Origin of the sequence: Aromatoleum sp. (genome assembly GCF_035254505.1) — a bacterium.
Taxonomy (GTDB): Bacteria; Pseudomonadota; Gammaproteobacteria; order Burkholderiales; family Rhodocyclaceae; genus Aromatoleum.
The window spans coordinates 1-14085 of the sequence record NZ_DATFAO010000050.1 but is presented as its reverse complement, the minus strand read 5'-3'; the positions used below and the strand labels follow the sequence as shown (position 1 = coordinate 14085).

Genomic DNA, 14085 nt, shown 5'->3' with positions numbered 1-14085 from the left:
TCGAAGTGGCGCTTGTTGACCGGCAGGTCGACCGGCTCGCAGATCGTGCCGCCCGAGTGGTGCAGCGAGGGCGCGAGGTAGGCGAGCTTCACGAAGTTGCGGAAATCCTCGATCGTCGCGTAACGGCGTCCGTCGTCGAGGTTGCTGATAAACGGACACCCGTAGGCCGGGACGAAGATGGTGTTCTTGCCGCCGACGACGACATTGCGCTCGGGGTTGCGCGCATGTTGCGTGAACTCGCGCGGGGCGTTGGCCTGAATGAGTTGCCGGCACATGCCGCGCGGGATGCGGACGCGCTCGCCAGTGACCTCGGCTCCGGCGGCCTTCCAGATCTCGAGCGCCTCCGGATCGTCGCGGAAGTCGATGCCGATCTCCTCAAGGATGGTATCGGCGTTGTGCTCGATCGTCGCGAGCCCTTCCTCGCCCAGCACCTCGAAGTAGGGGATATTGCGAGTGATATACGGGACGGACGCGGCCGCGCGCCCTGAGCGTGCAGCACGTTTGGCTTCGCGCCCGCCGGCGCGTCGGGTGCGCGGCGCTGCCGCTACTTGGTCGTCCATGATATCTCCTGAGGATAGGGAATGCGGGAGCGCGCACGGTCACGATCGGACCGCCCGCTGCCGGCAATGCCAATTATCGTCAAGGGGTCTTGGCGGGCCCGCCCCGGGGGCGACGCACCTTTGCGCGGCGGCGACATGTCGCGCATCGGTCGCGGAGGTGTTTCCCGGTTGAGCAAATCCGCGTTCGCCGAATGGTCGCATTCAGGTACGCGGTAGTCGTCCGCGGCAGTTTGTCCGTTTCCGCTTCGCCCTACCATGCGCTCCGAGAAGTGCCGCATGCGGTGCCACATACGGAGATGAGACAAAGATGGTCGCGAAGATAATCGATGGACACGCGGTCGCACGCCAGGTGCGCGAGGAGTGTCGGGAGCGTGTCGCAGCGCTGCAAGAGCGCGGCGTCCAGCCCGGCCTGGCGGTGATCATTGTGGGCGACAACCCCGCGTCGCAGGTCTATGTCGCCAACAAGGTCAAGGCCTGCACCGAGGTCGGCCTCAAGTCGACGGTGCATCGCTTCGCCGCCGACACGCCGGACCACGAGGTCGAAGCGCTGATCCGCAGCCTGAATGAAGACCCCGCGGTCCACGGCATCCTCGTCCAGCTGCCGCTGCCGCCGCAATTCAACGTCCGTCGCGTGCTCGAGACGATCTCGCAGGAGAAGGACGTCGACGGCTTTCATCTCTATAACGTCGGCAGTCTCGTCCTCGGCAACACCATCTTCCCGCCCTGCACGCCGTTCGGCGTACAGAAGATGCTCGAATACGAGGGCATCCCGGTCGAAGGCCAGAACGTCGTCGTCGTCGGCGCGAGCAATATCGTCGGCAAGCCGATGGCGTTGATGCTGATGCAAAAAGACGCGACGGTCTGCATCTGCCACGCGAAGACGCGCGACCTGGCGCAGTTCACGATCCTCGCCGACATTCTCGTGGTTGCGGCGGGCCGGCCGAATCTGATCCTGCCGCAAATGGTGAAGACCGGCGCCGTGGTGATCGACGTCGGCATCAACCGGCTACCCGACGGGCGCCTGGTGGGCGACGTCGATTTCGAAGGTGTGCGGCAGAAGGCGTCCTACATCACGCCGGTGCCCGGCGGCGTCGGTCCGATGACGGTGACGATGTTGGTCCACAACACCGTGCAGTCGGCCGAGCGGTTCGTGCCCGCGGAACAGTTGGCCGAGGTCTGACGGTCCTCAAGTCTCCTCGACCGACGCACTCCCTCTCCCTTTTCTCCCTCGAGCGTCGGTCGCTTTTGCCTATCCGGTCGGGTCGGCCGGATAGGTTTTTTCTACAAGCCAATCGCTGATCACAGGATGATGTGTATGGAACGCGAATCGATGGAATTCGATGTCCTGATCGTCGGTGGCGGTCCTGCAGGACTTGCTGCGGCGATCCGGCTGAAGCAGCTCGCTGCCGATGCCAGCCGCGAGATCTCGGTGTGCCTGATCGAGAAAGCCGCCGAGATCGGCGCGCACATTCTCTCGGGCGCCGTGATGGATCCGCGTGCGCTGACCGAACTCCTCCCGGACTGGAAGGAGATGGGGGCGCCGCTCGACACGCCGGTTTCGGAAGACCGCGTGATCTTCCTCAACGAGACCGGCGGGCGCCGCATCCCCAATAAGCTGCTGCCTGACTGCTTCCTCAACCACGGCAATTACATCGTGCGCCTCGGCAACGTCGTGAAGTGGCTCGGCGAGCAGGCTGAAGCGCTGGGCGTCGAGGTCTATGCCGGATTTGCCGGCGCGGAGGTGCTGTACGACGAGAACGGTGCCGTGAAGGGCGTCGTGACCGGCGACATGGGCGTCACGCGCGAAGGCGAGCAGGGGCCCGCCTATCAGCCGGGGATGGCGCTGCATGCGAAGTACACGCTCTTTGCCGAAGGCTGCCGCGGGCATCTCGGCAAGCAGCTCGAAGCGAAATTCAAGCTCCGAGACGGCGTCGATCCGCAGACCTACGGCATCGGTATCAAGGAGCTGTGGGAAGTGCCGGCCGAGCGCCACCAGAAAGGGCTCGTCGTGCACACCGCGGGCTGGCCGCTGCCCTCGGATACCTACGGCGGGGGTTTTGCCTATCACCTCGACGGCAATCTCGTCGCGGTGGGCTACGTGGTGGGCCTCAACTACACGAACCCGCACCTGTCGCCGTTCGAGGAGTTCCAGCGCTACAAAACGCACCCCGAGATTCGCCAGTTCCTCGAAGGCGGCAAGCGTCTCGCGTACGGTGCACGCGCGATCGCGGCGGGCGGCCTGCAGAGCCAGCCGAAGCTCGTGTTCCCTGGCGGCGCGCTAATCGGTGACGACGCGGGCTTCCTCAACGCCGCGCGCATCAAGGGCAGCCATGCCGCGCTCAAGAGCGGTGCGCTCGCCGCCGAAGCCGCGTTCGAAGCGCTCGGCCAGGAACGCGCCCGCGACGAGTTGGCCGCTTTCCCGGAAGCCTTCAAGAAGAGCTGGCTGCACGAGGAACTGCACAAGACACGGAACTTCAAGCCCTACATGAAGAAGGGCCTGTGGATGGGCTCCTTCCTCTTCGGCGTCGACCAGAAGGTATTCGGCGGCAAGGCACCGTGGACGCTGCGCAACTCGTCGGATCACGACAAGCTCAAGCTCGCCTCGGAATGCCCGAAGATCGATTATCCGAAGCCCGATGGCGTGCTGACCTTCGATCGTCTGTCGTCGGTGTTCCTGTCGAACACCAACCACGAAGAAGATCAGCCCTGCCATTTGCGGCTCAAGGACCCGTCGGTGCCGATCGCGGTGAACCTCGCCAAGTACGACGCCCCCGAGCAGCGCTACTGCCCGGCGGGCGTGTATGAGATCGTGCGCGAGGAGACCGGCCCGCGGCTGCAGATCAACGCGCAGAACTGCGTGCACTGTAAGACCTGCGACATCAAGGATCCGACGCAGAACATCAACTGGGGCGTCCCTCAGGGCGGCGAAGGGCCGATCTACCAAGGGATGTAGGCCTATTAGCGGGCGTCGGCCACCTCCTTGCTACCCGACGTCTGCGCGCGCTTGTCCAGGCGCAGCGAGAGCACGATCGACGTCGCGATCACCGCGGCGACGACGCCGAGCGAGAGGGACACCGGGATCTTGACCAGATCGATCAGCAGCATCTTGATCCCGATGAACGCCAGCACGATGGCCAGGCCGTACTTGAGCAGCGAGAAACGGTCGGCCATGTCGGCTAGCAGAAAGTACATCGCGCGCAGACCGAGGATGGCAAAGATGTTCGAAGTCAGCACGATGAACGGATCGATGGTGACGGCGAAGATGGCGGGAATCGAATCGACGGCGAAGATCAGGTCCGACAATTCCACGAGGACTAGGACCAGGAACAGGGGCGTCACATAACGGGCGGCGCGGGGCACGCCGTGGACAGTCTCCTCACGCGTCACGAAGAACCGCTCCTGCTCAAGTCCTTCCGTCACCTTCAGGTGCCCTCTTAGCCAGTGGATCACCGGGTTGCGAGCCAGGTCCGGCTTGTCGTCTGCGAGCCACCACATCTTGATGCCGGTGAGCAGGAGGAAGGCGCCGAAGACGTAGAGCAGCCAGTGGAACTGGGCGATCAGCCAGACGCCCGCGAAAACCATGGCGGTGCGCATGACGATGGCGCCGACGATGCCGAAGAGCAGGACGCGCTTCTGCAACTCCGGCGGTACCGCGAAGAAGCCGAACAGCATCAGCCAGACGAAGACGTTGTCGACGGCGAGGGATTTCTCGATCAGGTAGCCCGTGACGAACTCGAGCGCCTTGGCGTTGGCGACCTCGCGGCCGGCAGCGCCGTCGAGGTAGAACCATAGGGCCGCCGCGAAGGACAGCGAGACGCCGACCCAGATGCCTGACCAGGTCGCGGCTTCCTTGAAGGACACGCGGTGCTGCCTGCCACCGCCAACCACGAACAGGTCGATCGCAAGCATGGCGAGGACGATGGCGAAGAAGCTCGTCCAAAGCCAGGGGGTGCCGATGCTTTCCATGGTTGTCGCTCTCCCGGGGCGCGGAGGGGCCGGTCAATATCAAGTCAGGTTTGGCGCGGGCGCCTCAACGTTGCCCGGATCGCTCGTGCCGTCCGATCCTCCCTGTGCGCAGGCACAAGCCAGCATCAGGGGGAGGTTTTGTTGTTTCGCGATTTCTTCCACGACGGCGGGGGGTGTTTCGCAAAAGGCGAGGCAGTCATCCAACGTGATCATTTCTTCGCTCCTTTTGGGCGCCGGCGGCCAAACGGCGCCGGACGGGAGAGACTCTAGGAGGGGAGATGCATCGGATAAACCGACAAATAGCGATAGATGAGTTCTGAATTTTGGGAGTGTCGCGGTGCACGCGGACGAACTGCACTTTCGCTACCCGCGGCATTTCTGGATCGCGGTCAAAGAAGGTAGCATCACGCGGGCCGCAGGACAGAGCGGTCTGCCGACGAGGACGATCCATGCGAAAGAATTGGCGTGCAAGGCTCCTGGGCACCTGTGCCCTCGCATTCTCCGTTCCCCTCACCGCCTCCGCGGCCGGCGACGAGGGCCCGTTGGCCACGATCCCTTCCCTGGATGTTCCGCGCTACATGGGGCGCTGGTACGAGATCGGCAAGTACCCGAACCGATTTCAGAAGAAATGCGTCGGCGACACGACGGCGGATTATCGCGTTCAGCCGGACGGGAGTCTCCAGGTCATCAACCGATGCCGGATGAAGGATGGCCAGTTCGACGAGGCCCTCGGGGTCGCCCGCCAGATCGGCGAGCGGTCGTCGCCGAAGCTGGAAGTGCGCTTTGCGCCGGCGTGGCTGTCGTTCATTCCCGCAGTCTGGGGCGACTACTGGGTGATCGATCTCGACACCGATTACCAACTGGCGGCCGTCAGCGACTCGAAGCGGGAATACTTGTGGATCCTCGCCCGAAGTCCGAAGGTCAGTCCGGATGTCTACGCCGGTCTGTTGGAACGTTTGCGCAGCAAGGGCTTCGACACGCGCAGGTTGGAGATGACGCGCCACTCGGAGGAGAACTGAGCGATCGGACCTTGTCGTCACCGGCGTCGATCCCGCCGGTGGTGAGAGAAATTGTGATGCGGAGCGGCTGAAGGAGCCGCCCGGCCCCCGTTTCAGCGTGACTTGCCGGAAATGGACGAGAATGCGGCAGCTGCAACCCTCCCCGGGCGCGAGCCCGAGGAGGGCGCCGCTCAGAACGGCATGATCAGCCGGAACCAGAGCTTGTCGCCCTGAAAGCGGTTTTCGGCGCCGCTTTCATGCTGCCACTGGCCGATCAACATCGTGCCGGCCTGGGTCGTGTAGCTGACGCTCGGGCCGATCGCGAACACTTCGCCCTTGCGTCCGGACGACCACGGCCCGAGCGCCGATGAAAGGGTGTCGCCGTCGAGCTTGTCGTCGGTGGTCTGCTTCACGTAATAGCCTGACAGGCCGACGCCCCACTGCCCGAAGCGTTTGCCGAGGAGGTAGTCCATATGGAATTCGTCGCCGGACTCGTACTCCATCTTCGGCGCGCCGGGCGCGGGGCGGAAGTCCTTGTTCTTCGCCTTGATGTTGTACATGAACTTGGCCGACAGCTCCCAGCCGGCCTCGTTGAGCCAGGTCGCCGCGAACACCGGCTCGACGCTCCAGTAATTCGCGCCGATGCTCTTCCTGGGATCGCCGGACTTGTACTCGCCGGTCGGCGCGTAGATGTCGAGTGCGGCGGCCCAGTGCCAGTTGCCGGCGTGCCAGGAAATCACGAGCGGCGAGAACACGATGTCGCCCAATCCGCTGACGGTCTTGCTGTCCCCGAGCGTGACCTTCTGGTGCACGAGCGGCACGATCGCGTGCATCGCCCAGTTGCCGCCGAGGATCTGCGTGTTGGTGACCTTGACGTAGCGCAGCGCATCGAACCAGGCGGTGACGCCGGTGTGGTCGACCTTGTGGCCGTCGCCGTCGCGCAGGTTGTCCGCGTTGTAGTAGCCGAAGTAGTTCAGGAAGTAGTCTCCGGGCGGGGGCAGCGCGCCGGCGAACCAGTTTTCGCCGCCGTGCGGATATTGGTCGGCGCCTTCCTTCGCCCACGCGCTGCCCGCTATTGCTCCCGTCAGGGCCACCGCCACGCAGATGTGCTTGAGTCTCATGCTTCCTCCTTGATGTTTTGTGTGCTGATGCAATGCCTTCATTGGCACGAATCAGGGCGGACTTCGCCCCTGGCCTCGGCCGGGCCATTACGGGTATTCGTGGCGGTCTGCAGAAAGCTGCGCTCGACGCCGTCGAGCACAAGGCAGGTGAGCACGCCGCTGCGATACGCGCCGGTGTCGATGCCGATGCGGTTGTGGCGCACTTCGGGCTGTTCGGAGATGCAGTGACCGTGGACCACGACGGCGCCGTGGTCGCGATCGGAGACGAGAAAACGATTGCGGATCCATACGAAGTCGCGCTCGGACTGCTCGTCGAGCGGCACGCCGGGTTGGACGCCGGCGTGCACGAAGAGGTAGTCGCCTTCGCGGTGACTCGCGGCGAGGCTGCGCAGCAGCGCAAGGTGAGTGGGTGGCACGGCCTCGCGCAGCCGTGTGCGCAAGTGCTCCAGCGTGTCGGTGTCGCGCCGCGCCGGATCCTCGGGCACGACGCCGTACTGGGCGAGCGTGTCGACGCCCCCGTGACCCATCCAGTGGCCGCCGACGAACAGCTCGCCGTCGAGAAAGCGCAGCATCGCCTCCTCGTGGTTACCCTTCAGCGCGACGACCTCGAAGCCTGCCGGCCGCCAGCCGATCACGCGATCGACGACGCCACGCGAGTGCGCGCCGCGGCTGACGTAGTCGCCGAGGTAGACCAGCACGCGGCGCTCCGCCTGGCGCAGCCCCGCGTCCAGCGCGATGCCTTGCAGCAGGGCATCGAGCAGGTCGAGACGGCCGTGGATGTCGCCGATCGCATAGACGACCGTCCCGGGCGGCGTGCGCGCGGCCGGCGCACGCTGACCCGCGGGTGGCCGGCAGGCGGCCCAGCGCAGCTTCATGCAGCGCGATTCACATGGAAGCGCTTCGCCTTCATGTCGAAGCGCGGCAGGATGTTGCGGCCGACGTTATGCACGCGGGGACGGAAGGCGAGCACCGAGTCGAGCCGTTCGGCGATCGAATGCACGACCGACGGGTCGGCGCCGTCGCAGAGCTCGACCTCGATGTCCATCTCGTCCATGTGCTTGACCTTGCTCACGGTGATGCGGAACTCGTCGACCTCGGTGAACTTGCGGATGATGTTCTCGACGCCCGCTGGGAAGACGTTCACGCCGCGCACGGTCACCATGTCGTCGGCGCGGCCGAGGATGCCGCCCTGGAAGCGCATGAAGCTGCGGCCACAGGAGCAGGGATCGAGGTTCACCTCGACGAGGTCGCCGGTGCGGTAACGGATCAGCGGGAAGCCCCAACGGCCGAGGTTCGTGATCACCAGCTCGCCGCGCTCGCCCGGCTTTGCCGCTTCGCCGGTCTTCGGATCGATGACTTCAGCGATGAACTCGGATTCGATCAAGTGCGTGCCGCCGGGCTGGTGCTCGCACTCGAAGGAGTGGGCGCCGATCTCGGACGCACCCGCATGGTCGAAGCATTTCGCCGACCACGACGATTCGATGCGCTGCTTGGTGGCCGGGATGTTCGCGCCCGGTTCGCCCGCATGCACCGTCGACTTCATCCTCAGGGAACTCATGTCGAAGCCGTGCTCGCGGGCGACCTCGGCCAGGCGCAGCGCATAGGTCGGCGTACAGCACAGCACCGTCGCGCCCGTTTCGCGCATCAGCTCGAGGCGTTGCAGCGAATCGCGCCCGCCGCCCGGGATCATCACCGCACCGAGCTTGCGTGCGCCTTCGAGCGCCGCCCAGAAGCCGATGAAGGGGCCGAAGGCGAAGGCGAGGAAGACGCGGTCGGAGGCGTTGACGCCCGAACCCGCGAGCACGTGCGCCCAGCACTTCGCCCACCAGTCCCAGGAGTCGGCGGTATCGAGCACTTTCAACGGAACGCCGGTCGTGCCGGAGGTCTGGTGCAGGCGTGTATAGGCTTCAACGGGGTAAGTCAGGTTGGTGCCGAAGGGGCCGTTCGCCGCCTGGTCTTCCATCAGCTCGGACTTGGTGGTCAGCGGCAGGCGCGCGAGGTCGTCGAGCGTGCGAATGTCGCGCGGCTCGAGGCCGGCGGCTTTCCACTTGGTGCTGTAGAAGCGGTTCTTGCCCCACAGCTCGGTCATCATTGCCTGCAGCTTCTGTAGTTGCAGCGCGCGGAGCTGTTCGCGGGGGAGGGTTTCGGTGACGGGATCGAAATACGCCATGGCTGTCTTCCTCGAAATTCTGGACGAACCGTCCCGCGGCGATGCCGTCCGGGTTCGGGAGTGGGCATTGCCGTACGGGCGGATGCTGCGGAGTGGTCGGTCGAGCCCGCGTCGCGGGCGCCGGGCGTTCAGCCCGAGGGGGCGGGTGTCGTGACGTGCATCGTTATCTCCTCATCATTGTTCTGGCGCCAGTCTGGCGCCCCCATTTCCAGGGTGTGGTGACTTCATGGATAACGTCGTAGAACCAGCGGTCGATCGGCGGACCGCCTTCGGGCGGACATTGCATCGGAAGCTGGCCCGGCGCGACGAGGCAGATTTCGCCGGCATCGTCGCCCGCGACCGGCTCGCCGCCGATCGAGTGCGCGCGGAAGGCGAGGATCACCGCGCGCACGTCAGCCTGGGAATACACGCCGATCAGCCCGTCGACGGCCACTTGCAGCCCGGTCTCCTCGTTCGCCTCGCGCACGACGGCGTCCTCCAGCGATTCGCCCATCTCGACGTAGCCGCCCGGGGGCGCCCAGTAGCCGCCGAGGGGATCGAGCTTGCGGCGGATCAGTACGAGCTGGTCGGCGTGCTCGATCACGGCGAGCACGACCGGTGCCGGTTTATGGAAGAAGGTCTCGCCGCAGGTCGGACAGGTTTCGCGCTCGCGGCCGTGAATCTTTCTGAGGACCAGCGGCGTGCTGCATTGCGGGCAGAACTTCGGGGCCATCATGGTCTCCTTGTCGAATCAGGCTGCCGCTTCGTCGCGGACGGAATGGAAGAGATCGAGACGCAGGTTCACGAGATCGCCGTCCTGCAGTCCAAGCGTCTCGCGGATCGGCAGCGGCGCGACGATCTCGAACTTGTCGTCGGGGTAGTCGGGCATCTCGGGGAAGACGACTGCACCAGTGAGGTGCCCGGCGATATGCACGCCGAAGCATTTCGCCGCACAGAAACCGTCGCGCGGCGTGATCGCGATGCCGGCGGCGGCACGCAGTCGCCCCCGGGCCCACTCCCAGGCCGTGCTGCGCATGCGCAGATTGAAGGTGCCGGGCCAGGGGATGAAGCCGAGCTTGCGGCGGAATTCGAGGATCACCCAGTCGATCGCCGTGAAGCGCGATCCCTCGCCGAGTCCGGCAGCGACTTCGCCTTCCAGTTCGAGGCTGCTGGCGGTGGTGATCATGCCGGCTGCTCCGGGCGGGCCTTCGCGTGCTCGCGCTCCTCGTCGCCCGTCCAGCGGCCGAAGAGGTCGATATCGAGGTCGAACTGGTCGAGCACCTTGGTCACCGACTGGTTGATGATGTCGTCGATGGTCTTCGGCCGGTGGTAGAAGGCCGGCAGCGGCGGCACCAGCACGGCGCCGCTCTCGGTGGCTTGCGTCATCAACCGCAGGTGGCCGAGGTGCAGCGGCGTCTCGCGCAGCATCAGCACGAGCTTGCGGCGCTCTTTCAGCGTGACGTCGGCGGCGCGAATCAGCAGGTTCGTGTTGAAGCAGTTCGCGACGGCCGAGAGCGTCTTGATCGAGCAGGGCGCGATGATCATGCCCGCGTGCTTGAAGGAGCCGCTCGCGATCGACGCGCCGACGTCGTTGTTGTCATGCACGCAGGAGGCGAGGCGCTTGACGTCGTTGATCGAGTAGTCGGTCTCGTAGGCGATAGTGCGTTTCGCCGAGTCCGACATCACGAGGTCCGTCTCGACGCCCGCGTGCTTGAGGGCTTCGAGGATGCGGATGCCGTAGATCGCACCGCTTGCTCCGGAAATGCCGACGACGATTCTCATGATGCTGTCTCCGTTATTTGTGCAGCGTTGCGAGCAGAGCCTGCGCCTTCGCGAGTGCGGCGGCGGGCAGGGTGATGCGGTCGAATTCGGCGCCGGCGCCGCGCGTGGCGACGAAGCCGGCCTTGGAGCCGGAGCTGCTGCCGGCGGAAGAGGGGTCGATGACGTAGCCTTCCGCGCCGCTGATGATCACGGTGTCGCGTTCGGGCAGGTAGCGGGTCGCCATCGCCCAGGCGACTTCGCGCGGCTCGCGGATGTTCACGTCGTCATCGACGACGGTCACGGTCTTGAGCCGCTTGTCGAGGTTCAGTGCAAGCATGATCAGGCGCCGCACCTCGTGGCGCGGGCAGTTCCTGACCGCGATGGCGGCGGAGAAGCCCGCGGTGCCGCCCGTCAGGTCGAGGTCGACGACGCCGGCGACCATCGTTTGCAACTGGCCCAGCAGCTCGGTGCCGGCGGCGAGCGAGAGCAGCGTGTCGACGTCGCCTGACCAGGGGCACAGACCGGGGTAGATGTAGTTGTCGCGATGCGTGATCGCGGTCACCTCGATCACCGGGCTGACGTTAGTGAAGTAGTAGCCGGTGTTCTCGCCGAACGGGCCTTCGCTTTCCCGCACGCCCGGCAGGATGCGGCCTTCGATGACGATCTCGGCACGCGCGGGCACTTCCACATCCACGCTGCGCGCGCGCACCAGCTCGACCGGCTCGCCGCGCAAGCCGCCGGCGATCGCCATCTTGTCCGGCCCCTGCGGCCCGCTGCGCACGACGGAGGCGAGCAGGGTCGCCGGCTCCAGCCCGAGCGCGATCGCGACGTCGAGCGGACGTCCCGCCGTTTCGGCGTTGGCGTGGAACTGCGACAGCGGCGGATTCGCGAGCAGCACGCCGAGCCGGCGTCCACCCTTCACCATCATGCGATGGATGCCCATGCCGCGGCGTCCGGTCGCGGGGTCGGTGCACAGCACCACGCCGGTCGTGATGAAGGGGCCGCCGTCCTTCTCGTGATGGGTCAGGATGGGCAGTAGCGAGAGCAGCTCGTTGGGGGATTCATGTACGACTTCCTGCACCGGCGCGCTCTTCGCGACAACCGGTGCAATCGCGCGTTGCTTGTTGCCCAGCCACGTCTGCGCGAGGCGTTCCTCGGTGGTGCCGAAGGCGCGGGCGACGCGGCGGCGTCCGCCGAACAGGTTGCCTGCGACGCGTGCACCCGGATAGCCGCGCACGTTCTCGAAGAGCGCTGCCGGCGCGTCCGCAGGCAGGCTGCGCAACACCGCCGCGATCTCGAACTTCGGGTCGAACTCGTCGCGCACGTGCAGCAGGTCGTCGCCGAGGTCGGCCAGGAAGCTGCGCAGGTCGGGGTAGGCCATTGTTTTCGCGTTCCGTTAGATGATGCGTGGATGCTTCGGGCGAGCCTTGCGGCCCGCCCGGTTAGAACTGCTTACCGGTACTGTGCCGGCAAGCGCTCCACCCGCTCGATCACGTGGATGGAGAACTTCCGATCACTCAACTGCCCGCGCCCCAGCCGCACCTGCAGGCTGTCGGGGAACTGGTCGAGCCTGCTCGACACCTCCACCTTCGCGCGCTGGTAGGTGTATTTGTGCAGCCCGTCGTTGAGCGTGCGGATCGTCAGCTCCAGCTCCTTGCCCTCGGCGAGCTCCGCGAGGTCCATCACGAACACTTCCCATTTGTTTGCCATGACCGCTCCTTATTTCTTCGCGCCGCGGAAGCCGTAATCGGCCCAGCTGTTGAGGACCTTCTCCTGGATGTCCTTCGGGTACACGTTCTTGAAGCTGACGACCGACGGCACGTCGTTGGTCTTGTCCCAATCCACCGGCCACAGGCAGTCGAACAGCACCTGCGAGCCGATCGAGTACTTGCGGTCGTGTGGCGTCGCATGCGGATAGAGCGCGGTGCCGGTCGTGTTCTTGAAGATATGGATGCCGCGCTCCGGATTGCAGCGCGTGCAGAACGCGTGATAGACCTCGTCCCAGTTGAAGATGTCGGTCTGGTCATCGACCACCATCACCATGTGGAACCACGGGCCGAGCTTGGAGCCGAACGCGAGCTGCGCGATCTGCATCGCGATGCCGGCGTAGGTCGGCTTCACGCCGACGATCATCATGTGGTGCGTCGAGCGCGGGTGCATGTACACGCCGGTCACCGGGATGCCCTGGCTCTTCAAGAGCTTCTCCAGCTCCAGTCCGAGCGAGAACGAGCGCAGCAGCTGCCCCTCGTCCTGCGGCACGCCCATGTTCGAGATCGTCATCGTCGCGTTGTTGCGATAGGTGATCGCATCGACGCGGAAGGTCACGCGGAAGTCCCGCGGGCTGGTGCGGTAGCCGGTGTATTCGCCGAATGGGCCTTCCTCGACCTTGTAGTCGGGCAGGATCATGCCCTCGATGATGATCTCGGCATCGGCCGGCACTTCGAGGTCGTTGGTCTCGCACTTCACGAGGCGCACCGCTTCGCCCGACAACATGCCGCACAACTCAGGCTCGGGGATCGGGGAGGGCGCGCACGCGGCCATCGCGGCGAGCGGTGACAGTCCGATCGCGGTCGCGAAGGGGCAGCCTTCGCCGCGCGGCAGGTAGTAGTCGGTCAGCGTCTTGCCGAGGTCGGAGAACGGGAACACCGCGCCCGACATCGTGCGGCCGTCCCACATCATCTGCCGGTACATGCCCCAGTTCACATCGCCGCGCACCGGGTGCTTGGTGATGACGCCATGCCAGGTGCCCACGTAGCGTCCGCCGTCGCCGTCATGCACCAGCGGCACCGGCAGCTTGCACAGGTCCACGTCGTCGCCGAGCAGGATGTTCTCCTTGCAGGGCGCGTCGCGCCTATCGACGATGACCGGGGCGATCGGCTCGCTGTTGGTGCGCTTGAGGTACTCGGCGCCGATCTGCGGCAAGGTCGAGTTCGGGTCCATGCCCAGCGCGATCGCCATGCGGCGGTAGGTCGACAAGGGCGCGCCGAAGTAGCTGAAGCCCGGGTAATCCTTGATGTTCTCCATGAAGGGCGCGGCTTCACCCAATTCACACACGCGGCGCACGATTGCACCCGCTTCGTTGTCCCAATCCACTTCCTGCTTGATGCGCACCGCATCGCCGGACTTGACGCATGCCTCGACGAATTCACGGTTGTTGCGGGGTGCCGAAATCTTTCCCACGTCTGTCTCCTTGGTTTGGATATGCCGGTCGCTTCGGCGATGAATCAGTGGATCTTCGAGAGCACGGCGTCCCACTTGCCCTGTGCCTTGAGGATCAGCTCCGCGACCTCGCGCACGGCGCCGTGCCCGCCGCGCGCGGTCGTCACGTAGGCCGCGGCTTCCTTGACGTCCGCGACCGCATCACCCACCGCGATCGGCAGGCCGACGCGCTTCATCATCGACAGATCGACGAGGTCGTCGCCGACATAGCAGACCTCGGCGTCGGAGATGTTCATCTCCTCGAGCATCTGCGCGTAGGGCTCAGTCTTCTTCTTGATGCCTTCAAAGAAGCGCTTGATCTTCAGCTCCCC

At 65.3% G+C, this 14085-nt stretch carries 16 protein-coding genes; 3 read left to right on the top strand and 13 right to left on the bottom strand.

Annotation, left to right across the window (positions count from 1 at the left end; all coding sequences use genetic code 11):
• Positions 1-560, bottom strand: a 560-nt coding sequence (locus VJ673_RS08920; RefSeq protein WP_324125727.1) for a trimethylamine methyltransferase family protein, incomplete at its 3' end; no start/stop codon positions are given.
• Between the two features lie 307 nt (positions 561-867).
• Here VJ673_RS08920 and folD point away from each other — a divergent pair.
• Together folD and VJ673_RS08910 are read left to right on the top strand one after the other, a co-directional pair.
• A complete protein-coding gene (folD, locus tag VJ673_RS08915; protein WP_324125726.1) occupies positions 868-1740 on the top strand; it encodes a bifunctional methylenetetrahydrofolate dehydrogenase/methenyltetrahydrofolate cyclohydrolase FolD in 873 nt (290 codons plus the stop codon).
• 135 nt (positions 1741-1875) lie between these two features.
• Positions 1876-3513, top strand: a complete 1638-nt coding sequence (locus VJ673_RS08910) for an electron transfer flavoprotein-ubiquinone oxidoreductase (RefSeq protein ID WP_324125725.1) — start codon at positions 1876-1878, stop codon at positions 3511-3513.
• Positions 3514-3518: 5 nt separating this feature from the next.
• Here VJ673_RS08910 and VJ673_RS08905 read toward each other — a convergent pair whose 3' ends face one another.
• Positions 3519-4526, bottom strand: a complete 1008-nt coding sequence (locus VJ673_RS08905; protein WP_324125724.1) for a TerC family protein — start codon at positions 4524-4526, stop codon at positions 3519-3521.
• Positions 4527-4565: 39 nt separating this feature from the next.
• Positions 4566-4739 carry a hypothetical protein gene (locus VJ673_RS08900; RefSeq protein ID WP_324125723.1) on the bottom strand — a complete coding sequence of 58 codons (174 nt, stop codon included), beginning with the start codon at positions 4737-4739 and terminating at the stop codon, positions 4566-4568.
• A gap of 329 nt (positions 4740-5068) precedes the next feature.
• Here VJ673_RS08900 and VJ673_RS08895 point away from each other — a divergent pair, with 329 nt between their 5' ends.
• Positions 5069-5545: a lipocalin family protein gene (locus tag VJ673_RS08895; RefSeq protein WP_324125722.1), complete on the top strand. Its 477-nt coding sequence runs from the start codon at positions 5069-5071 to the stop codon at positions 5543-5545.
• 170 nt (positions 5546-5715) lie between these two features.
• Here VJ673_RS08895 and VJ673_RS08890 read toward each other — a convergent pair whose 3' ends face one another.
• The 10 genes from VJ673_RS08890 to VJ673_RS08845 form a co-directional block, all read right to left on the bottom strand.
• A complete protein-coding gene (locus VJ673_RS08890; RefSeq protein ID WP_324125721.1) occupies positions 5716-6645 on the bottom strand; it encodes a SphA family protein in 930 nt (309 codons plus the stop codon).
• 38 nt (positions 6646-6683) lie between these two features.
• On the bottom strand, positions 6684-7520 hold the full coding sequence (locus tag VJ673_RS08885; protein WP_324125720.1) for a metallophosphoesterase family protein: 837 nt from the start codon (positions 7518-7520) through the stop codon (positions 6684-6686).
• Positions 7517-8815 (bottom strand): phenylacetate--CoA ligase family protein, encoded by a 1299-nt coding sequence (locus VJ673_RS08880; protein ID WP_324125719.1) that lies wholly within the window; start codon positions 8813-8815, stop codon positions 7517-7519. Before VJ673_RS08880 ends, VJ673_RS08885 begins: the two co-directional genes overlap by 4 nt.
• A gap of 163 nt (positions 8816-8978) precedes the next feature.
• The gene (locus VJ673_RS08875; RefSeq protein WP_324125718.1) at positions 8979-9530 is read right to left on the bottom strand and encodes an NUDIX hydrolase; all 552 of its coding nucleotides are present in this window, start codon (positions 9528-9530) and stop codon (positions 8979-8981) included.
• 15 nt (positions 9531-9545) lie between these two features.
• On the bottom strand, positions 9546-9980 hold the full coding sequence (locus VJ673_RS08870) for a DUF120 domain-containing protein (RefSeq protein WP_324125717.1): 435 nt from the start codon (positions 9978-9980) through the stop codon (positions 9546-9548).
• On the bottom strand, positions 9977-10576 hold the full coding sequence (locus tag VJ673_RS08865) for a UbiX family flavin prenyltransferase (RefSeq protein ID WP_324125716.1): 600 nt from the start codon (positions 10574-10576) through the stop codon (positions 9977-9979). Before VJ673_RS08865 ends, VJ673_RS08870 begins: the two co-directional genes overlap by 4 nt.
• Before the next feature lie 13 nt (positions 10577-10589).
• Complete coding sequence (locus VJ673_RS08860; protein WP_324125715.1) at positions 10590-11936, bottom strand: UbiD family decarboxylase; 1347 nt, start codon at positions 11934-11936, stop codon at positions 10590-10592.
• A 71-nt stretch (positions 11937-12007) separates the two neighbouring features.
• Positions 12008-12265, bottom strand: coding sequence for a phenylphosphate carboxylase subunit gamma (gene ppcG / locus VJ673_RS08855; RefSeq protein ID WP_324125714.1), 258 nt, complete (start codon positions 12263-12265; stop codon positions 12008-12010).
• Between the two features lie 9 nt (positions 12266-12274).
• On the bottom strand, positions 12275-13735 hold the full coding sequence (gene ppcA / locus VJ673_RS08850) for a phenylphosphate carboxylase subunit alpha (RefSeq protein ID WP_324125712.1): 1461 nt from the start codon (positions 13733-13735) through the stop codon (positions 12275-12277).
• 44 nt (positions 13736-13779) lie between these two features.
• Positions 13780-14085: HAD hydrolase family protein (locus tag VJ673_RS08845; RefSeq protein WP_324125711.1), on the bottom strand; the 306-nt coding region annotated here is incomplete at its 5' end.